The sequence below is a fragment of the Vicinamibacteria bacterium genome, from assembly GCA_035620555.1.
GTDB lineage: Bacteria > Acidobacteriota > Vicinamibacteria > Marinacidobacterales > SMYC01 > DASPGQ01.
The window spans coordinates 1-20,272 of record DASPGQ010000442.1 but is presented as its reverse complement, the minus strand read 5'-3'; the positions used below and the strand labels follow the sequence as shown (position 1 = coordinate 20,272).

The 20,272-nt window shown below is 62.7% G+C and carries 22 protein-coding genes; 13 read left to right on the top strand and 9 right to left on the bottom strand.

Annotation, left to right across the window (positions count from 1 at the left end; all coding sequences use genetic code 11):
- From VEK15_17935 to VEK15_17910, 6 genes are all read left to right on the top strand, one after another.
- A partial coding sequence (locus VEK15_17935) for a heme lyase CcmF/NrfE family subunit (protein ID HXV62585.1) occupies positions 1–1,958 on the top strand: 1,958 nt, incomplete at its 5' end.
- The gene (locus VEK15_17930; protein ID HXV62584.1) at positions 1,945–2,415 is read left to right on the top strand and encodes a cytochrome c-type biogenesis protein CcmH; all 471 of its coding nucleotides are present in this window, start codon (positions 1,945–1,947) and stop codon (positions 2,413–2,415) included. The genes VEK15_17935 and VEK15_17930, both read left to right, overlap by 14 nt.
- Entirely contained in the window at positions 2,412–2,909 is a 498-nt protein-coding gene (locus VEK15_17925) for a zinc ribbon domain-containing protein (GenBank protein HXV62583.1), read from the top strand. The genes VEK15_17930 and VEK15_17925 overlap by 4 nt, the downstream gene beginning before the upstream one ends.
- Complete coding sequence (locus VEK15_17920; GenBank protein ID HXV62582.1) at positions 2,906–3,952, top strand: hypothetical protein; 1,047 nt, start codon at positions 2,906–2,908, stop codon at positions 3,950–3,952. The genes VEK15_17925 and VEK15_17920 overlap by 4 nt, the downstream gene beginning before the upstream one ends.
- Before the next feature lie 4 nt (positions 3,953–3,956).
- On the top strand, positions 3,957–4,643 hold the full coding sequence (locus VEK15_17915) for an ABC transporter ATP-binding protein (protein ID HXV62581.1): 687 nt from the start codon (positions 3,957–3,959) through the stop codon (positions 4,641–4,643).
- A gap of 6 nt (positions 4,644–4,649) precedes the next feature.
- Entirely contained in the window at positions 4,650–5,357 is a 708-nt protein-coding gene (locus VEK15_17910) for a heme exporter protein CcmB (GenBank protein HXV62580.1), read from the top strand.
- A gap of 46 nt (positions 5,358–5,403) precedes the next feature.
- On the opposite strand, the gene VEK15_17905 is transcribed toward VEK15_17910, so the two are convergent.
- The 5 genes from VEK15_17905 to VEK15_17885 form a co-directional block, all read right to left on the bottom strand.
- Entirely contained in the window at positions 5,404–5,961 is a 558-nt protein-coding gene (locus VEK15_17905; protein ID HXV62579.1) for an ankyrin repeat domain-containing protein, read from the bottom strand.
- Between the two features lie 27 nt (positions 5,962–5,988).
- Positions 5,989–6,468, bottom strand: coding sequence for a hypothetical protein (locus VEK15_17900; GenBank protein HXV62578.1), 480 nt, complete (start codon positions 6,466–6,468; stop codon positions 5,989–5,991).
- The gene (locus VEK15_17895; protein HXV62577.1) at positions 6,469–8,046 is read right to left on the bottom strand and encodes a sodium/proline symporter; all 1,578 of its coding nucleotides are present in this window, start codon (positions 8,044–8,046) and stop codon (positions 6,469–6,471) included.
- A 179-nt stretch (positions 8,047–8,225) separates the two neighbouring features.
- On the bottom strand, positions 8,226–8,441 hold the full coding sequence (locus VEK15_17890) for a hypothetical protein (GenBank protein ID HXV62576.1): 216 nt from the start codon (positions 8,439–8,441) through the stop codon (positions 8,226–8,228).
- A gap of 43 nt (positions 8,442–8,484) precedes the next feature.
- The gene (locus tag VEK15_17885; GenBank protein HXV62575.1) at positions 8,485–9,756 is read right to left on the bottom strand and encodes an MFS transporter; all 1,272 of its coding nucleotides are present in this window, start codon (positions 9,754–9,756) and stop codon (positions 8,485–8,487) included.
- 20 nt (positions 9,757–9,776) lie between these two features.
- On the opposite strand from VEK15_17885, the gene VEK15_17880 reads away from it, so the two are divergent.
- From VEK15_17880 to VEK15_17855, 6 genes are read left to right on the top strand one after another with little or no spacing between them, the layout of a single operon-like run.
- Complete coding sequence (locus VEK15_17880) at positions 9,777–10,460, top strand: cytochrome c biogenesis protein (protein ID HXV62574.1); 684 nt, start codon at positions 9,777–9,779, stop codon at positions 10,458–10,460.
- The gene (locus VEK15_17875) at positions 10,457–10,591 is read left to right on the top strand and encodes a CcmD family protein (GenBank protein ID HXV62573.1); all 135 of its coding nucleotides are present in this window, start codon (positions 10,457–10,459) and stop codon (positions 10,589–10,591) included. The genes VEK15_17880 and VEK15_17875 overlap by 4 nt, the downstream gene beginning before the upstream one ends.
- A gap of 22 nt (positions 10,592–10,613) precedes the next feature.
- Complete coding sequence (locus VEK15_17870; GenBank protein ID HXV62572.1) at positions 10,614–11,351, top strand: SDR family NAD(P)-dependent oxidoreductase; 738 nt, start codon at positions 10,614–10,616, stop codon at positions 11,349–11,351.
- A gap of 2 nt (positions 11,352–11,353) precedes the next feature.
- On the top strand, positions 11,354–11,680 hold the full coding sequence (locus VEK15_17865; protein ID HXV62571.1) for a cupin domain-containing protein: 327 nt from the start codon (positions 11,354–11,356) through the stop codon (positions 11,678–11,680).
- A 9-nt stretch (positions 11,681–11,689) separates the two neighbouring features.
- Positions 11,690–12,991, top strand: coding sequence for a sodium-dependent transporter (locus VEK15_17860; protein ID HXV62570.1), 1,302 nt, complete (start codon positions 11,690–11,692; stop codon positions 12,989–12,991).
- On the top strand, positions 12,988–13,728 hold the full coding sequence (locus VEK15_17855) for an SDR family NAD(P)-dependent oxidoreductase (protein ID HXV62569.1): 741 nt from the start codon (positions 12,988–12,990) through the stop codon (positions 13,726–13,728). Before VEK15_17860 ends, VEK15_17855 begins: the two co-directional genes overlap by 4 nt.
- Before the next feature lie 4 nt (positions 13,729–13,732).
- On the opposite strand, the gene VEK15_17850 is transcribed toward VEK15_17855, so the two are convergent.
- On the bottom strand, positions 13,733–14,791 hold the full coding sequence (locus VEK15_17850) for a prepilin-type N-terminal cleavage/methylation domain-containing protein (protein HXV62568.1): 1,059 nt from the start codon (positions 14,789–14,791) through the stop codon (positions 13,733–13,735).
- A 153-nt stretch (positions 14,792–14,944) separates the two neighbouring features.
- Positions 14,945–15,889 (bottom strand): FHA domain-containing protein, encoded by a 945-nt coding sequence (locus VEK15_17845; protein HXV62567.1) that lies wholly within the window; start codon positions 15,887–15,889, stop codon positions 14,945–14,947.
- A gap of 315 nt (positions 15,890–16,204) precedes the next feature.
- Between VEK15_17845 and VEK15_17840 the strand changes: the two genes are divergently transcribed.
- Positions 16,205–17,302 carry an Ldh family oxidoreductase gene (locus tag VEK15_17840; GenBank protein HXV62566.1) on the top strand — a complete coding sequence of 366 codons (1,098 nt, stop codon included), beginning with the start codon at positions 16,205–16,207 and terminating at the stop codon, positions 17,300–17,302.
- Positions 17,303–17,540: 238 nt separating this feature from the next.
- Here the strand turns inward: VEK15_17840 and VEK15_17835 are convergent, their stop codons facing one another.
- Positions 17,541–17,792 carry a hypothetical protein gene (locus tag VEK15_17835; protein HXV62565.1) on the bottom strand — a complete coding sequence of 84 codons (252 nt, stop codon included), beginning with the start codon at positions 17,790–17,792 and terminating at the stop codon, positions 17,541–17,543.
- Between the two features lie 130 nt (positions 17,793–17,922).
- Positions 17,923–19,944 (bottom strand): 3-hydroxyacyl-CoA dehydrogenase/enoyl-CoA hydratase family protein, encoded by a 2,022-nt coding sequence (locus VEK15_17830; protein ID HXV62564.1) that lies wholly within the window; start codon positions 19,942–19,944, stop codon positions 17,923–17,925.
- Positions 19,945–20,272: the final 328 nt, after the last annotated feature.

Genomic DNA, 20,272 nt, shown 5'->3' with positions numbered 1-20,272 from the left:
TTCACCGGAAGAGCGCGAAGCTGATCGTTAGCGCCGAGCGGGCGCTCGTCGCCTGTACGGCGCTTTCCACTCTCGCATGCTTTTCTCTCATCGTGCTTCTGGTCCGGAGCGACTTTCGCTTCGAGTACGTGGCAAGCTACTCCAATCGCGACCTTCCTTTCCTCTACAAAGTGGCGGCGCTCTGGGCGGGGAACGACGGGTCGCTGCTGTTCTGGAGCTGGCTGCTCCTCGTCTTCGCGGGAATCACCGTACTCACCAACCGGAAGAAGAATCGCGAGCTGATGCCTTACGTCGTCGCGACGTTGGGTGCGGTGGTGCTCTTCTTCACCTATTTGAACTACTGGGTGTGCAACCCCTTCGGCCAGCTCGGTGTCATGACGGCTCAAGGACCGGAGGCCTGGGCACCCGCCGACGGTCGTGGGTTGAATCCTCTCCTGCAACATCCCATCATGGCGATCCACCCACCCATCCTCTATATCGGCTACGTGGGATTCGTGGTTCCTTTCGCGTTCTGTATCGCCGCCCTCATCTCCGGTCGACTCGGTGCCGAGTGGATAACGTCCACCCGGCGTTGGACGCTCGTGGCGTGGTTCTTTCTGGGAATGGGTCTCCTGCTCGGCGGGCGATGGGCCTACGTCGAGCTGGGGTGGGGCGGCTACTGGGCCTGGGACCCGGTCGAGAACGCCGCACTGTTGCCCTGGCTGACGGGAACGGCTTATCTGCACTCGGTGATGATTCAAGAGCGAAAGGGGATGCTCAAGATCTGGAACGTCAGCCTCGTCATCCTGACGTACCTTCTCTGCGTGTTCGGGACGTTCCTCACTCGAAGCGGTGTCGTCTCATCGGTCCACGCTTTCGCCGAGTCGGACTTCGCCAAGATCTTCCTGTTGTTCATCGGGATCGCCGGGCTAGTCAGCGCCGCTCTCGTCGTCCTCAGGCTCTCCGATCTCAAGTCGGAGAACGAGCTCGATTCGATGGTGTCGCGCGAATCGGGTTTCCTGTACAACAATCTGCTGTTCCTCGTTGCCTCTTTCGCGGTGCTCTGGGGCACTATGTACCCGGTTCTGTCCGAGGCCATCGAGGGCGAAAAGGCGATGGTGGGCCCCGCCTGGTTCAACCGGGTCAACGTCCCCATCGGTCTCGCCCTTCTCGCGCTCACCGGAATCGGCCCCCTCTTGGCGTGGCGCAAGTCCTCGCTCGACAGTCTGCGAAGGAACTTCACCTGGCCTTTGGTCGCCGCCCTCGCGACTGCATTCGCCCTCGTGGCGCTGGGGATGCGTCACGTCTATGCCCTGATGTGTTTCGCCCTCTCGGCGCTCGTCCTCGCCACCATCGTGCAGGAATTTCACAAAGGCGCGCGGGTTCGCCAGGCGCACCGAGGCGGTGGCTACTTTGCCGCACTCGTCGACCTTACACTCATCAACACCCGGCGCTATGGCGGCTACATCGTCCATTTCGGCATCGTGCTCATCTTCATCGGGGTGGCGGGCTCCGCGTTCGACACCGACACGAAGGCCGACCTCGCCCCCGGGGAGTCGGTCACGATTCGCGGCTACGAGGTCACCCTGGCGGGCATCGACGAAGGCAAGACGCCGAACTACGAATGGCTGGCGGCGCGTCTCGACGTGCGGAAGAACGAGCGAATTCTCGGTACTTTCGACCCGCAGAAGCACTATTACATTGCCAGCCAACAACCAACGTCCGAGGTGAGGCGTTACGCGACGTTTCAGGAGGACCTCTACCTCGTCTTCGCCGGTATGGCCGAGAACAAAGCCACGGTTCAGGTCTTCGTCAAGCCTCTGGTTCGCTGGGTCTGGCTTGGAGGCATCGTTGTCTTCCTGGGAACGGTGGTGACCATCGTTCCCAGCCGACGTGCGCTCAAGCTCGTGCGGAAGACCGACGCCGAGCAGAAGGCGACCGACGACCAGCAGAGGAAAGAGAAATATGAAGTGGCTTGAAGCGTTCGCCATCCTGGCTCTCGTCTCGCAAGCCGCCGTCTCTCAAGAGCGATACAACTCCGACGAATATCGGGAGGCGACCGAGTCGCTGATGTGTCAATGTGGTGGTTGTCCGGCGACGGTGGCCACCTGCTCGATGGAACATTGCCATTCCGCCGAGCCGATTCGTGAGGAGATCGCGAAGCGTCTCCAGGAAGGGAGCAGCGTGGCCAGCATCATCGAGACGTTCGCCGATCGCTACGGGCTCGCCATCCTCGCCGCGCCGCCGGTCGAGGGTTTTCACGTTACGGCCTGGGCCGCTCCGTTCCTGGTGCTGGCGGTTGGCTTCTTCATTACCCGGAGCGTTCTTCGTTCCTGGAAACGCGAGTCGGCCACCGCAGGTAACGCCTCCGTTGGCGAGCTCAGCGAGGCCGAGCGAGCCCGGATCGAGAGAGAGCTTCGGGACATCCCGAGTTGATCCTGGTCGCCCTGGCTCTTCTGGGAGCGGCCGTCGTCATCTTCGTTCTCGTCCCGGTGTTCGAGTCCCAGAACCGAGCCGCGGAGCCGCTCGACGAGACACAACGACGACTCCAGGATCTGGAGGAAACGAAGCTTCGGCTCTACGAAGCGATCAAGGACCTCGATTTCGAAAAGGACGCGGGGAAGGTGTCGGAGAACGATTTCCAGCGCGCTCGAAACGACTACTTGAAACAGGTGGCCGAGGTCCTGGGCCAGATCGATCAGCTGGCACCACCGAAGAAGGCGCCCGTGGAGCGCAAGAAGCGGGCGCCGGGAGGCAAGAAGCAAACTGCCGCACGAAGTTGTGCGAAGTGCGGGGAGACGAATCCGGCCGATGCCCGATTCTGCATGAGCTGCGGCGATGCCTTTGCCAGGGTATGTCCGGCTTGCGCGAAGTCTCTGCCGGAGGAATCGAAGTTCTGCCTCTTCTGTGGGAGCAAGGTCGCGTCGTGAATCGGCGGGTGCTCGTTTCGACGGCGATCGTCGCGCTGCTTTCATCGGCCGCCTCGGCGCAGCCTCGAGGAGGAATCCTGCGCGTGCGGCTCGTGAACGGAACGACCGGGGGCCAGGGCGTGGCGGAGAAGATCACACTGTTCCGACTCAGCGGCGGGATGGTCCCGATGAAAGAACTGGGGCCGGTAGAAGGCGCGGTAACGATCGAAGACATCGAGGTCGAGGGAGAACGACCGATGCTCCTCCAGGCAACTTACCGCGGGGTGAGCTACAACGAGCCCGTGCTCTTCGGCCGCGGTTATGAAGCCGAAGCCGAGCTGACGGTTTACGAGGTCGTGGAGGACTGGGATGAAGCGAGGCTCGCGCTCGCTTCGGCTCGCTACGTCTACCGGCGCCAGGGGGATCGTCTTCTGGTCGACAAGATCTACGTGGTCCAGAACCGGACGGACCCGCCGCTCACCTACTACAATTCGAGCGGCACGTTCCGCTTCAGCCTTCCGTCGACGGAGCTTCTCGAGCTGCACTCGGTATCGGCCCAGGGATCGAGCGGCATGCCGGTTCCGCAGCAGGCGTCTCCCCTGCCCGGCGGGGAGGGCTACATCACCAAGACCGCCTTCAAACCGGGCGAGACCGAGATCGTCGCCTCGTACTCGGTAAGCTATGCCGGCGGTTCCTATCGGCTCGACGAACGCACCTTCTACGACCATCCCGAAACCTACTTGTTCACCGCGCCTCCGGACATTACCGTGCAAGCCGATGGGTGGGAGGATCTGGGAACGGAGCCGCAAGGTCGTTTCGCCGCCATCCGCAAGCTGAACGTGCCACGAGGGTCGAATCTCTCGGTCGTGCTGACCGGAGGAAGCGACGTCGCCGCCGACTCGCCATCGGAGGTGGCGCAGGAATCGCCGCGCGGATCGGTCACCCGCATTCCCGACACCACACGCGCCGCTAAATGGATCGTGGTCACACTGATGGCTGCCGCCCTCGGCTACGGCCTGCTGGCCACGGTGTTGCCCCCCCGGTCAGAAAACCAGGGAGATTGACCGATTGCCTTCCTCTTCGCCGGCGTTCGAGGCGCGCCGAGTAACCAAACGTTTTGGCCGCCTGACCGCGTTGCGGGAGGTCGACCTGGCGCTCGAGCCGGCGCGATGCCACGTCGTCTTCGGGCGAAACGGTGCGGGAAAATCGACGCTCCTCGGCATCGCCGCAACCCTGCTGAAACCGACGTCGGGCGAGCTCTTCTTCGACGGTCGGCCGCTCGACGATCTTCGAGACGCCGTTCGCCACCGCCTCGGGTTCGTCTCGCACGAAAGCCTCCTCTATCCCGACTTGACCGTCTCCGAGAACCTCGCGTTCTATGCGAAGCTCTACGGGGTCGATGCCGACGTCGAGGCCACGCTCACCTGGGCGGATCTCGAGCTGCGCCGGAGGACTCCGACACGGAACCTCTCACGAGGGATGACGCAGCGTCTGGCAATCGCTCGGGCGCTCCTTCATCGACCGAGCCTCCTCCTCCTCGACGAGCCTTTCACCGGGCTCGACACCGTATCGAGTGATCGCTTGAGCGACCGGATCAAATCGTTGCGTCGGGACACGACCGTCCTCCTCACGACCCACGACGTGGATCGTGGGGTCGCCATTGCCGACCGCATCCTGTTGATGGAATCGGGCCGCATCGCCACCGACGCTACCGGGGCTTCGAGCGCGGATGTGCGGCGTCTCTTGGCCGGGTGATCATCCGTGAGCCAGGGATCCCGTGATTTGGTTCGGGTGGCCCTCGCCATCGTGGAAAAGGATATCCGCACCGAGCTGCGCACCAAGGAGATGGTCTCGTCGATGTTCGTGTTCGCCGCCCTGGTGCTTCTCGTTTTCAACTTCACGCTCGTGCTCGACCGGCAGCGCGCACTGGAGCTCGGGCCGGGAGTGCTGTGGGTCGCATTCGTTTTCGCAGGAACGCTGGGACTGAACCGCAGCTTCGCCACCGAGTCCGAGACCCGGTGCATTCACGGCCTCATGCTCGCCCCCGCGGACCGAAGCGCCATTTACCTCGGGAAGCTCGTCTCCAATTCCGTTTTCATGTTCACGACAGAGCTCTTCATACTTCCGTTGTTCATGGTGCTCTTCAACCTGAGCCTGTGGGAAGTCCTCTCTATCGGGGACATGTTCCGCTTCGCCATCGTTCTCCTGTTGGGAACGGTGGGCTATTCCGCGGTTGGCACGAGTCTGTCCGCGGTGGCGGCGAACACATCGATGCGCGAGGTGCTTCTTCCAGTGCTCCTGTTTCCTGCCGTGGTTCCCCTGGTAATCGGAGCCGCGGAGTCGACTCGACTCCTCTTCACGCCCGAGCCCCTTTCGAGCCCCGGAACGTGGATACGGGTCCTGATCGTGTTCGCCGTGGTGTTCGTCGTCGTCTCCTGGCTCACTTTCGAATACGTCCTCGAGGAGTGAGGACCTCGACTACGACCTTCGACGAAGGCTTCGCGGCGAAAGCTAGCTAAGAGCTTCCGCTCAGAGCCGAGATCACCTCGGCGGCGTCTCTACCTTCCGCCACTTGCATCGCCGTTCGACCGAAGAAGTCGGTGGCGTTTGCGTTCGCGCCCGCCTCGAGAAGCGCCCGCGTCGCCTCGGCATTTCTCCCTACGGCCGAGCGGATCAATGGAGTCCACCCGATGTTGTCGGTGGCATTGACATCCGCGCCCGCTTGGATCAGAGCGGCGACGACCTCATTGTGTCCGAACTGAGCCGCATACATCAGGGCGGTTGCCCCCGCCCGGTCCTTGCGCTCCAGGTCCGCACCTGCACCCACGAGCGCCTGAACGATTTCCGTGTTCCCTCGCATCGCTGCGTGGCTCACCGCCGGCATGCCCCCGTCAGAGATCGAGTTCACGTTGGCGCCCGCCTGAATGAGACGGCGTACGTCCCTGAGCTGTCCGTCGCGAATCGCGTCGAGAAGCTCGTAAGAAGCCTCGTCGGTCTCCTGACTCTCCTGGGCGACTAGCGCCGGAGCACAGAGCAGCGCCAAGACGAGGGCACAAGGTGTTGGCTTACGCACTTTCATCCCTCCTGTTTCGGATCGGAATCATGGCACAGGGTCCTCCGCTTCGGCAAGGCCGGACTCCGCACCGAAACCGAGAGGATGTACGCGACCGGTGATGCCATCCACGAGCATACGAGGGCGCTTCCCCGGGGCCGACGAGAGTGAGAGAATCCAGAAAGGCTTGTAGACGAGGCCGTTCTCGAAGATCCTCGCGTTTCCACTGCGAGACAGGGTCCGGGCGGCGTGGCGTCGGACACGTTGACGGGCCTCGTCGGCGCCGACTGCGACGGCGAGAACGTCGTCTTCCGCAACTTCGCGAGTCTCGGTCTGATAGGGATCCGCGGTGGCCACGAGCCCGGTCCTCGCGTCGACGAGAAAGTGAACCCGGCGGCCCCGGGAGCGAGATACGAACGAGTGATACGGATAGTACACTCGGATTTCTGCCCGCGCGTTGGGGGAGAGACGCTCGATCTCGTCCCGTCCGATCGCCCCTCGCAGGCTCGAAACCGTTCGCCTATCCATTCACTTCCCTCTACGGCTCCGCTTCGTGAGGAACGAAGCAATCTCCGCTGCCTCGGGTCTGAGAGCGAAGTCGGCCATCCCCTGCATCTCTCGGGGGATGGGTCCCAGGCGCGAGGCCTCCTCCATCGCGGCAACAATGTGGGGCGCTACCGCCGAAATTCTCTGGGTCGCCAGGCTCACGACGACGATGGTAAAGCTCGATGCCAGGATTCCGGCGAACATGGGGTGGAGCGTCGTCGAGTCGGCGAGCTTCGCGACCTCCCAGACGATCGACACAGCGGCGCCCGCCACCATGGAAGCGATCGCGCCGGGGGTATTGGCCTTCTTCCACCAAACGGCGCAGATATAAGCGGGTGCGAACGCGCTCCCGAGTACCGACGTCGCGAAGATGACGATGAAGGCCACCGCGGGAGGCTCGACCAGCGCCACGAAATATCCGATGATACCGATGGAGACCACGAGTCCGCGCGACACGAGCACCATCTGTCGCTCCGACGCCCTCGGGTTCAGAAAGCGCTCATAGAGATCGCGCGACGCGATGGAGCCCGTCTGCAGGAGGAGCGAATCCGCCGTCGACATGATGGCGGCCATGATCGCCGCCATCACGATACCGGTGATCGCGGGAGGCAATACGAATTGAGCCACGCGAAGGATGGCGAGCTCGGGGTCGACGAGCTCCGGGAGAATGATCAGAGCCAGGACGCCGACGAGATAGGGTGACGAGACGAACAGGAGATTCCAGAGCGTCGCGTAGGCACCGGCAAGCCTTGCCGTTCCGGGACGGCTCATCGCCATGTGACGGGTGACGACGTGGGGCCAGCCCATATAGCCGACCGAAAAGACGAGGACGGCACCGAGAACGACACCCCATTGACCCTCGAATCCGAGTCCCTTTCCCCACACCGTGAGCAGAGTGGGATCGATCGCGGCAATGGCCTGGTTGGCGTTGGAGAACCCTCCCACATGGTAGAGCGATGCCGCCAGGATCCAGACCACACCCACCAGCATGATGAGGCTCTGGAAGAAATCGGTATAGGCGACGGCAAGATAGCCACCGAGGAACGTGTAGATCAGAATGATGCCCAGCGCGATGGCAAGAGAAACGGGGTACGACAGCCCGGTCACGAGCTCCATTCCCTTGCCGCCGGCAATGAACTGCGCGAGAACGTAAAAGGCGAGCAGAAAGACCGAGAGGGCCGCGGCCAGGAGACGGGTGATCGGTGAGGGGTAGCGGTTCTCCAGATACTCGATCGAGGTGAGCGAGCCCATCATCTGAGAGAGCTTGCGCATCCGGCGCCCGATGACGCTCAGGTTCAGCACTCCGCCGCCGATGTCTCCGGCCGCATACCACAGGCCCCAGTAGCCCTGAGTGAAACCGAGCGCCCCGGCGCCGAGAAACATGTAGCCGCTCATCGAGGTGCTTTGCAGGGTAAGAGCGGTCACCAGGGGGCCAACCCTTCGACCTCCGAGAAGGAACCCCTCGAGATCCTCATCGGCGCCCCGGCGCATCGCCCAGAAGCCTATTCCCAGAACGATGACGTAGTAGAGAACGAGGAAGAGAACGACCGTGGTGTTCACGATCTCTATCCGCGATCCCACTTACGCGTGGCGACGAGAAACACCACCGTGTAGACAATCCAGAAAGCGGGGAATCCGAAAAGAAGAAGGGTCGTAGTTGCGGGAAGACCGAACATGGCCGGTCATTATAAGCAGGTTGATAGACAAAGAGGGCTCGGAAGTTCGAGCGCTCGAGTGGTCTACTTCTTCGCGCGAGTCCCCTTCAGGTGTACCACCACGACAACGCCCACGAGCAACGTGGAGAACGTCGAGAGCGCCCGCACCGCCTCCTTCGCCTGGTCCCAGAGGACCAGCCCGTCACGCGCCATCGCGAGCGCGACGGCCGTCGCGAGCAGAAAGAGGGTCGCTACGCCAAGCAGCCACAGAATCCCACCGACCACATCCTCGTTATTCAATTGAACCTCGGTGCGAAAAAGCTAGCCTCGCGCGAGCGAGACTCTAGGTTTGTGTTGTTTCTTTTATGGTAGGGACGAGAAGGGGCTCTGTCAACGGGGCTCGCCGCGAGGACGGAAGGAATGCCGCGATGACGAATGCGGCCAGGGCGAAGCTCGAGAGAAGCACGTAGAGCCAATGAAGCTCTCCGGTTCGGCCGGAAACGGCGGAGACCAGAGCTACGGCGAGGGGCGCGGCACCGAAAGTCATCACGAACTTCACCCCGAAGAACAAACCGTGTCGCCGCTCCGGAGTGTGGCGCGCCAGGAGCATGTTCTCCGCTGGCAGCGCCCCGGCGTTCGCCATCACCATGAGCGTGGCGACCACGACGAGAGGCAGTCCGGAAATCGAAGCGGCCACCCACAGCAATGGCACCTGAAGAAGGATCGCCCCCAGATAGACGGGCTTGAGCGGGTAGCGATCGGCGAGGTGCCCGCCCATGATTTGCATGACACCCGCCGCCCCATAGACGAGCGCGACAAGAAGCCCGATGCCGAATGCGCCCTCTTCGACGAGCCCGCCGTGGCGCTGCTCGAAGAGCTTGGGAAGCGAAGTCTGAGTGGCGTGGAAGACGAGTCCGGCGAGAAACATGGTGACGAGCAAGATGCCCACGACTCGTCGTCCGTCGGCCGATGGCTCGAGAGAATCCGTCCTTGGCGCCGGCCTCTCGTCTCGGATGCGGCCCGTGGCGAGAAACGTGAATAGCAACGCACCGGTCGCAACGCAGACTAGCCCGGGAACGAGGAATGCCACGCGCCAACCGGCCAAATCGACGAGCGAGCCCGACACGATGCCCGCGAGCGCCGAGCCCGCCGAGCCGAAGATGCCGTTCACACCGAGGCTCTTGCCCGGTCGCGTCCTCGCGTGGCGAACCAGCCAGGGGATCCCGACCGGATGATAGATGGAGGCGAACAAACCGATGGCGGCGAGGGACACCATCATCGACTCGGTCGAGCTCGAAAGGCTCGCGGCGCCGCTCCCGGCTCCCATCCCGACGAAGAACACTGCCATCATTCTTGCCGAACCGATACGGTCGCCGAGGAGTCCGGCGGGCAGCGCGGCGAGGCCGACGAGGAGCGAGCCGAGCGTCCACAGCTCGATGAGCTCGTGAAACGGACGTCCCCAATCGCGCTCGAGGGCGAGCACGATCACGAAATAGAAAGCCGTACAGAAGTGCACGTAGAGGTGCCCGAGGCAGGAGAAGACGATGGGAGCTCGATCGATGCGACTCACCCGGTGAGATGCCGTGTCGGCATGACAGCGCTCCCTTCGGTGCATAGTATAATCCGCCGCAAAACATGAGGAAGCAGTATTCGAAGGCCCTGCCCTATGTCTGTTTCGTCAGCATGATCGGCGCCCTGTACGGAGCGTTCGTATATGCCCCCACCGAACGTACGATGGGCGATGTCCAGCGAATCTTTTATTTCCACGTAGCCAGCTGGTGGGTTGCCTTCGTCGCCTTCGCGGTAACCTTCGGAGCGAGCATTCTGTATCTCTGGAAGGAAGAGCGACTCTTCGATGATCTGGCGCTCGCGTCCACCGAAGTCGGCGTTCTCTTCACCACGATCGGAATCACCATGGGTCCCATCTGGGCGAAGTACGCCTGGGGCGTTTACTGGACCTGGGATCCGAGACTGACGACCGCCCTCGTGCTCTGGCTGATGTACATCGGCTATTTGATGCTGAGGCGCTACGTTCCCGACGAGACGAAGCGCGCCAAACTCGCCTCGGTCGTTGCCATCATCGCGTTCGTCGATGTTCCCATTGTCTTCATGGCGATCTGGTTATGGCGGACGCAGCACCCTTCGCCCGTCATCATCGAGAGCGAGGGATCCGGCCTCCACCCCCAGATGCGCCAGGCGCTGTACATGGCGTTTGCTGCGTTCTCCTTTCTGTACCTGTGGCTGGTCCAGAAGCGGCTTGCCGTGGAAGACACCCGTCACGAAGTCGATCGATTGCACAAGGAGCTCGAGCTCGTATGAGCTACCTGTTTGCGGCCTACGCCGTCGTCTGGATCGCGCTCTTCACCTACGTGATGAACATCTCCTCCAAACAAAAGGTCCTCGACGAGGAGATGAAGACGCTCAAGAAGCTTCTCGAACAGAAGAAATGACGAGGGCTGGAACGCCGCCATCATGAGTCGACTGAAGGGCAAGGCCGCGCTCATTACCGGCGCGAGCCGGGGCCTGGGACGCGGTCTCGCTTCGGTTTTCGTTCGCGAGGGGGCCTCGGTCTTTCTCTGCGCCCGGAGTCACGATGCGCTCGCGCGGGCCGCGGGCGAGCTCGAGCGATCGGCCGGACGGAAGGGCGCCGTTGCCTATCTCGGCGCGGACGTCGGTGACCCCGACGAGGCCCAACGTTTGGTCGAAGTCGCCATCGAGCGCTTTTCGCATCTCTCGATTCTCGTGAACAATGCGAGCATCCTCGGGTTGCGCGCTCCCATCGTGGACGTGGACGTCCTTACCTGGGACGAGGTTCTTCGAGTCAACTGTTCGAGTCTCTTCTACGTGACGCGACCCCTTCTGCCGCACCTGATCGAAAAAGGCGAAGGCTCGATCATCAACGTGAGCTCGAGTGTAGGCCGCCGCGGCAAGCCCAATTGGGGCCCTTACGCCGTCTCCAAGTTTGGCCTCGAGGGTTTCACGCAGGTGCTGGCTGCCGAGCTCGAGCCGCAGGGCATCCGGGTCAACAGCGTGAATCCGGGGGCCACGCGCACCGACATGCGCGCGAACGCCTATCCCGACGAGGATCCGATGGCGCTTCCCACGCCCGAGGACATCTCGGAAATCTTCGTCTACCTCGCCTCGGACGAGTCGCGCTCGGTCACGGGGCAGGCTTTCGAGGCGCGCGACTACTTTAGGACCAGGATCTGACGATGGAGATTCGCACGATATTCGACGCTTGCCGTTTCTCGCCCGAGAAGATGCAGAAAGTGAACCTTTTCTCGACGAACGAGATCTTTCTCGACGTCTATTGCCTCGAGCCCGGACAAGAACAAAGAGCGCACGCCCACGTCGCGTCCACGAAGGTCTATGTGGTCCTCGAAGGCCACGCCCGGATACACGTCGGCGACGAATCCAAGCAGGTCGGGCCCGGCCAGGCCGTTCTCGCTCCCGCCGGAGAGCGTCACGGAGTCGAGAACTCCTCCGACGAGCGGCTCGTGCTTCTCGTCGCGATGGCTCCGCCGCCCGAGCACACCTGAAGGGCGGGCATGACGACCGGAACGCGAGAAACGTTCGGCTCGCGGTTCGGATCGGTCATGGTGCTGATTGGCGTAGCGGTGGGGCTCGCCAACGTGTGGCGCTTCCCGTACATGGCGGGAAGCTACGGGGGTGCAGCCTTCGTTGCCCTCTACATACTGTTCGCGGTACTTCTGGGAATTCCGGCGATCATGGCGGAGTGGACCCTCGGACGACTGACGCGTCAAGGGACCGCCGGCGCCTTCTCGTCGGTTGGCATGCCCGGCGGGGGAGCGATCGGGTTCGTTCTGTTCTTCACGGTATTCATGGCCGAGTCCTATTACACGCTCGTCGTTGGCCAGGTGGCTTTCTACGCGGTCGAGACCGCTTTCGTCGGCTCGGCCGGGGCTGACCCCGCGAGCTATTTCGACCGGACGCTATCGGGCATCACGATCCCGAATGTCTCCGTCACCGCGCTCACCTTTCTCGCCATCGGCTTCGTCCTGTACTTCGGGGTGCGGAAGGGCATCGAATGGGCTTCACGGATCATCATGCCCGTCGTCTTTCTCGCTCTTCTCATCGTCATCGTTCGCTCGGTAACCCTCACGGGGGCGAGCGACGGGATACGATTCTTCTTGCTTCCCGACTGGTCCAAGCTCAGCGGACAGACGGCGCTCGCGGCGCTCGGGCAAGTGTTCTTCAGCTTGTCGCTCGGGGGCACGTTCTTCCTCGTCTATGGAAGCTACCTGCGCGACGACGAGGACATACCGAAAATGGCCATCGCGACGGCCGGGGGGGATCTCGCCGCCGCCATGCTCGGAGGGTTGGCGATCCTCCCCGCGGTCTTCGCGATGGGCGTCGAGCCCGACTCCGGCCCCTCGCTACTGTTCATCACGCTTCCGGGGGTCTTCGCCGAGATGCCGGGTGGGGCGCTCATGGGCGGCCTCTTCTTCGGCGCGCTCTTCCTCGCCGCCTTTCTCTCGGCCATCGCGGCGATGGAAGTGCTCGTCGACGGCCTCCACCACTACTGCGGCTGGGCTCGCGGGCGCTCGCTCGCCGTGCTCATCATCGCCGACCTGCTCGTTGCGCTGCCTTCGATGGCGAGCTCCGATATCCTCATGTGGAACGACCTCATCTGGGGATCGACGATGCAGCCGGTGGGCAGCGCCTTGACTCTCGTGGCCCTGGGATGGTTCGTGCAACGGGGCCGCGTCCTCGAAGAGATACGCCGGGGCGCTTCCATCCCCATTGGCCAATTCTGGATTTTCTGGATCCGCTGGATCGTGCCGGCCGCGATCGTGATCGTGCTGGTTCACGGATGGACGTCGGGATGAAGCTACGGGGACGAAGGGCCCTCATCACTGGGGCCAACCGCGGCATAGGGCGCGCCATCGCCCTCGCCTTCGCCGAAGAAGGCGCCGAGCTGGTGCTGACCGCGCGACGGCTCGACTCATTGGCGCCTCTCCCCGATGCCGAGTGCGTGGCTCTGGACGTGACCGACCCCGCCTCGATCGATCGGGCGAAGGCCGCGGTCGGGGACGTTGACGTCCTCGTGAACAACGCCGGAATCGCCGGAAGCGTGAAAGTCCTCGAGATGGACGATGCGCACTGGCAATCCCATCTCGACACCAATCTCACGGGTGCCTTTCGCGTCACCCGGGCGTTTCTTCCGGGGATGGTGGCTTCGGGATGGGGCCGGGTCATCAACATCGCTTCGACGGCGGGCAAAGTCGGTTTTCTCTACACGGCAGCCTACTGTGCGAGCAAACATGGTCTCCTTGGATTCACGCGGGCGCTCGCTCTCGAGATGGCCACCTGCGGGGTTACGGTGAACGCTATCTGCCCGGGCTTCGTGGCCACCGAGATGTCGGAGCGGGCGGCGAAGAACATCAGCAAGAAAACCGGCCGGAGCGAGAAAGACGCGAAGAAGTGGCTCGAGAAGCTCTCGCCTCAGAACCGCTTCATCGAGCCCGAGGAAGTGGCGGCCGTAGCCGTGATGCTCGCCTCGGACGATGCTCGGGGAATCAACGGCCAGGCGTTGAACGTCGACGGCGGCGCCGTTTTTTACTGACGTTCTAAGGCTGTACTGGGGGCTCCTGGCCCTCGGCGAGAAAGTTTTCGGACGCCAATACCACGTTTCGCAGGCTGACCATGCTCGATATCGTTCTCCGCAGGTAGGTGTCCGCCGGGTCGAAGACCCCCGCCGATGCGCCTTTGAGATTCGTGCTCTCGCTGCGGCCGGTGATGGAGACCTGGACGCGATGGATCCAGGTCGCCGGGTCGCCGGTCGGTGGGCCCGGCAGGTCAACGAGGTCCGGAGAGTTTCCCACGCCGTAGCGTACCTGCAAGTTCTCGATGTTGTCGGCGACCGCCACCCATTCGGGACCGGCGCTCAAATCGCGCCTCTCGAGAGTGGGGTTGCCGACTGGAGGTGGCGGACTCACTCGATAAGTGATCACGCGGAACACGCCAACGACCGCGCAGTCCTCTCGGATCTCGTTATTGAACCCACCCGGGGGATTCATCTCACCACCCTTGCCAGGGTTGTGATTGATCTGAAGGACCTCTCTTCCGCCGGCGTTCGTCATGCGCGGCGGCTGGGTGACGACGAAGGGATAGAATCCGATCTCATTGTCCTGATTGCAGTCCGACGTCTCGATCGCGGTCAGGGTCATCCCCTCGGAATAGGCTGTCTCGGCACTCAGTGGGCTCGGGTCCATGGTGTCCGGCTCGATGCGCAGAACCGAGGATTGCGCGATCGTCCCACAGGGTCCGCCTCCGCGACCTTGTCCCGAACCCCCGCACTGCATGGGCTTGGAAACCGGAAAATCCGGGTGCGCGGAGATGATCGTGACCTCATCGGGATTGATGCCCCCTCCGTCATTCCAGAGAATCGCCGCTGGCGGTGGGGTGCGATACGAAGCGATGGCCAGGTCACGGGTGACGTAGACCATACCCGCACGGGTCGACATCTGAGTATCGGCGACCTCGTTCTCGCGTCGAAAACTGTCCTGGCTTCCGGTCAACAAGGCGAAGACCGAGGCCAGAACGATGATTGTGGCCAACATGGCCACCAGGACCTCGATGAGGGTAAACCCTTCGCGGTCAGATCGGCGACTCGAGCAGCTCATCATGGTGGAGCCTCCCTGTCGGGGCGGACACGATCGATCCTCAAATCCGAGCTCGAAAGCTGTGATCTAGATCGGGGTGAAATTACCACGGGACGAAAGAGATCACAAGCGGATGCGGCAGGTGTGCGGGAGACTCATCCGCGTCCTCGACGCCTCTCAGGCGCGGGTGATCGCGTTGGTCTGCTGAAGAAGCGAGGCGCCTTCCTCGACTTCGAAGACCTTCTTCTGGAGAAGGGAATGCACCAGGCTCATTACGGTGAGGTCGGTCATCGGCGACTCTTCCATCGTTTCCCCGAGGGTTCCATATCGGATGAGACCCTTGAAGACATCGAGCTCGGCAGCCGTCAAATCGCAAATCCGGATTTTCGAGCTTTCGCGAAGGCGCAGCGTCACTTCGGGCGGCGGAATTCGCGACATGAGCTCGTCGAGCTCGGCCGCTTGCCGTTCACCCTCTTGGACCAGCGCCTCCACCGGGATTCCCATCGTGCGCGCCACGCCGTCGTTTTTTGGGTAGGGCTCGATACGATACGCTCCCTTGTACCACTCGAAAGCGCGATACAGGGCCTTCTCGGCTCGCGCCTTACCGGCCTGCGCGTGGACGATGCGGCCGTTGAGGATGTAAACGGGAATCTCCTCGTTCGTGCCGCGCATGAGCATCAGAAGCATCGATTCACCCTTCCGGCACATACCCACGAGGAGCCGACCGAGCGTCAAGCCACCATTGCCATCGGTCCGACCGAACTCTCCCTGCTGCCCGCCCACGCTGAGAGGCACTTGCAAGGCATCGACCGCGGGAGTCGCTCCCGTGAGCAAAACCCCGATCTCGTGTCTACCGATACGAATCCGATCTCCGTGCGCAAGCCGGACCTGTCGGATTCGGTTCTCGTTCACATAAGTGCCGTTCGTGCTCCCCAAATCTCGAAGGACGAGGCCGTCGGGCTCGCTTACGATCTCCGCGTGGTAGTTAGAAACGTTGCGTGAATCGAATTGAAGGTCATTGGATTGGTGTCGGCCAATGGCAACGCGGAGAATCTCGTCGAAGTCGAACCCATATACCCTCTGGGCAGTGGCCAGCAGCAGAACGTTGCGGGCACCAGTCATCGTCTCCACGGTAGAATCCCCTCAAAGGCGCCACGGGCTAGGCTGCAAGCCCGATGCCATCCGCGCTCGCACCGATCGAGGTCCGAAAATCCTTGCGTTGCTACCGCTTAGCTCGAGCCTGCGCCAATCCCCAAGGCATCGGGACGTGGTATTTTTCCCCCGGGCTGAGGGGATGGCTCCCCGTCGAATCAAAGCAGCCGAGAACGCCCTGACCCGCTGGCATTCTCGGCCCGCCGCGAGTAGCATCTTCCTTCCGCCCGCTCGCACGATGACTAAGCGCAATCTATCTGACCATCGCTGGCTGCAGGGGTCGACGTGAGCGACAGGCTGTACGTCCGACACGGTCGTCTCCATTACTTCGTGCGCGAAGTGCTCAAACGGCTTCGCCTTCCCGCGAAAGATGCCTCCAAGGTAGGCGATGCCCTGGTGGCCGCCGACCTCGCTGGTGTGGAGGGCGAGGGCGTTCGGCGGCTTCCGTTCTTCGCGTCCCGCATCAGCTCTGGGCTGATCAATCCGATCCCACGAGTCCAGCTCGTAACCGAGGACCAGGCGGCGGCCGTCGTGGACGGAGACAACGGAATGGGCCATCTGGTCGCCCAGCACGCGATGGAGCTCGCGCTTCGCCTGGCCAACAAATTTGGCGTGTCCGGTGTGGCGGCACGGAATAGCAACGATTTCGGCATGGCAGGCTACTACGCCCGAATGGCACTCGAACAGCAGATGATCGGCATCGTCGTTTCCAATTCCACTCCCGTCATGCTTCCGACCTACGGAACGAAGCCGATGTTGGGCTCGAACCCGATCGCCATCGCCATTCCAAGCCCCGAGGACGCCTCGCCCTTCGTGCTGGATATTGCGACGACCGCAGGATCGCGGTCGTCCATCGAAGAAGCTCTTCGCCGAGACGAGCCCATTCCCATCGGGCTCGCGATCGACAGCGCGGGGGAGCCGATTACGAGCCCAAAGGCGGCGCTCGAATCGATGAGGCTGCTACCGCTTGGAAGCCATCCCGAGACAGGCTCTCACAAAGGGTACGGCCTGGCGCTCGCCTTCGACATCCTCTCCGGTGTCCTGTCGGGCGCTTCCTTTGGACGTCACCTCGCGGCAGCCGAGGCGAAGCATCCGGACGTCGCCGGGGTCGGGCATTTCTTCCTCGCCATCCGGGTGAGGGCCTTCGCTCCGTGGGTGCGTTTCAGAAACCAGATGAAGGACATGATTCGTCAGCTGACCCGTACCCCAGCATCCGGGGCACCGAGGGTCTTCTACCCGGGCGAGTCCGAGATGGCCCTCGAACAGGAGCGACGGGCCAACGGCATTCCACTCGACGCCTCGTCCGCGTCGGAGCTGGAAGGACTGGCCCGGCGCCTCGACCTGCTCGAGTCGTGGGAACATCTCGTCGAGGGGCGCAAATAGGGCACCACGCAATTGGCGCTGTACCCCGAGCACGATTTGGTGACCGCTATGATCACAAACTTGAGCGACGGCCCGGGATTCGAGCTCGAAAAGACGTCGACCTTTTCGTGGCGTGACGCGAAACGCCGAGGGACGGTTCGGGCAAGAAGTCGATCCAACGTCTGCTGCCGGGAGGCAATTAGTCTACGAAGCGCACAACGACAACGATACTGTCCCCATCAATCTCGTTCGATCGCGCCTATCGCCCTGCTGGAGGACGGCGCCGTGAGCCACTCTTCAACGGTTCCCCTAGTGGAGCGGCAACCGGCTTGAGCAACCGCTCCCGATAGCGCTCTTGTTCCAATATGTAGTGCTCGACGAGCCTGTCTGGATCGTTGTCAAATTCCGCGGATATCTTTTTTCGCACGTCGCGAACGGCTTGAATGCCTTTATCGTCGTTCTTCATCGTCGTCTCCCAGTAGCTCTTTTCGATGTAGATCCGTTTGGTCATGCCCGAGGGTTCATCCAGTTCCGCCCTAGGTGCATCCTAGCAGAGGGCGACTCCCACTATGCTGTCGTCCTTACGGCCCAGATTTGGCCGCGTCAACAGCAGATCGAAGGCTCGCGCGCCGATATCGATGTTATCTGTGCTCGAACTTCGCTTTCGCTCGAGGGCCGTTCTCGATGAAGTTCGTGACCCCGATGCGCATGTCGGCGAGACCGCACACCTCGCCGAAACATTTCGCTTCATAGCGAAGAGACTCCGCGAGAGGGAGGCGAGCGCCTTCCAGAATCGCCTTTTGCAGAATGGCATCCACGGCACGGGACCGATGCCCGATGTCGACGTCGGGAAAGCTCGGAGGGATCTCGATCGGTTCCCGTGGAATCTTCGGGAGCACGACTTTGCCGGAAGCGACGTCGCGGGCGAGAGCGACCGCCGCCTCGACGAGGTCCCCATCGACCTCATCGCGTATCAGGCCCATCTCGAGCGCCTCCGCGCTCGAGATGGGCCGTCCCGTCCGAAGCAGGGACCAGGCCTTTTCGATTCCCACCAGCCGCGGCATGCGCTGGGTGGCGCCCGCACCGGGAATGATTCCGAGATTCGGCTCGGGCTGCGCCGCCAATACGACGAGACCCTTCCGGGCGAGCCGTGCATGACATGCCATCCCCAGCTCGTTCCCTCCGCCGAACGCGAGACCGTTGTAGGCGCAGATGACCGGCTTGGGGAAATCCTCGATCTGGATCAGAACTTCGTGCGAGCCAAGCGACATGCGCTCCCCTTCCTCTTCGGAAGTGATTGCGGCGAGCATCGAGACGTCGGCGCCCGAAACGAATGCCTTCTGACCGAACCCGGTCAGAACCACCCCCTCAATGACATCGTCGGATGCAATGTCACGAAGGTGGTCCGACAATTGCCCGAAAACGTCATCGTTCAGCGCGTTCAGAACCTGGGGACGGCGGATGGTCAGAACCGCGACGCCCTTCGTGTCGCGGCGCAGCACGCAGGGAATCTTCCACGGCTCGCCGGACGCTGCCTGCGCCACCAGGGCGCTCCCGACGGGAAAGCTTTCGCTGACCCCGTGATAGGCGCGCACTTTCCCGAGCGACTCCTCGACCCCGAGGGCGTTCATGAAAGCAAAGGGCGGACGCACGGCGAGAGCCAGAGACACCCCCATCTCGAGGTCCGAGATGTTCGTGATCCCGCTCGAGAGAACCTCGCACACGAGTCCGAAGTAGGCGCCGAGCATGCGCTCTTCGATCGGCTTTGCCCGCTCGGCCGGTATCTCGACCCGCTCGCCTCGCGTCGGCACCTCCCATGGTTCTCCTGAGGCGATCTGACGTCTCATCAGTTCCGGCGTGCGGAACCAGGGGTGAACGCGCTCGTGCATCTCGTCGAGCCCGTGCGCCGTAATGGGATTGCCTCCCGTGAGGTTCATTGCCGTGAATGGCCCGACGCCGAGGCCGAGTACCCGTCGGGCGATCTCGTCGACTTCCCGGGTCGAGCCGAGCCCGTCCTCGACGGCGTACGCCGCCGCCTGAAACAGGCCTTCGAAGATCGGATCGATGGCATAACCGTAGCGGCTCCCGATCCTCAGGGGGACTTTGCCGACCTGCTCGTAGAACGACAGAAGCCACTGGGTCACGCGCTCCTCGGTGGCCTCACCGGGAACCACCTCCACGATGGGATTGCGCTCGGCGGGGAAGAAATAATGCGTGACGACACCTCGCGCTGGAGCTCGAAGGTCCGCAAAGATTCTCTCGGGCTCGAGGTGGGAGGAGTTCGATGCCAGAATCGTTTCCGGCCCGACCAGCTCCTCGAGTCGTGAGAATAGCCTTCGCTTGAGCGTGAGATCCTCGGTCGCCGCCTCGACGACCAACTCCGCGTCCCGGAGCGCTTCGTAGTCTTTGGTGAACAGTACGTTCGCCTTCATCGCCGAGCCCTGCTCGGGCGAGAACGCTCCGGTCTCGATCCCCCTGTCGACTTTGCGGTCCAGCTTCTTTCGGCCGGCGTCGAGCGCCTTGTCGTAGATGTCGACCACGACGACGCGAGCACCGTGAGGTTCGAGCACCTTCGTCATGTGCAGGGCGATGTCCGGCCCGATCTGCCCCGAGCCGACGACGCCGACTTTGGTGAGCGAGCGGTTCAAAAGCCGGTAAGCCAAGGGCTGTCTCCTTTCAGTGCTCAATGCCGTGGCGGGACCCGTGATCGACCGGCCGCCACGGCTCAGCCTTTGCGGCGCTTCGCGCCGATCTCGCGGCAGAGGTCTTGGTTACCGCTCGGCAGGCTGGACTGTACTTCTTCATCAGCCTTTCAGTGCTCAATGCCGTGGCGGGACCCGCGCTCGATCGGCCGCCACGGCTCAGCCTTTGCGGCGCTTCGCGCCGATCTCGCGGCAGAGGTCTTGGTTACCGCTCGGCAGGCTGGACTGTACTTCTTCATCAGCCTTTCAGTGCTCAATGCCGTGGCGGGACCCGAGATCGAACGGCCGC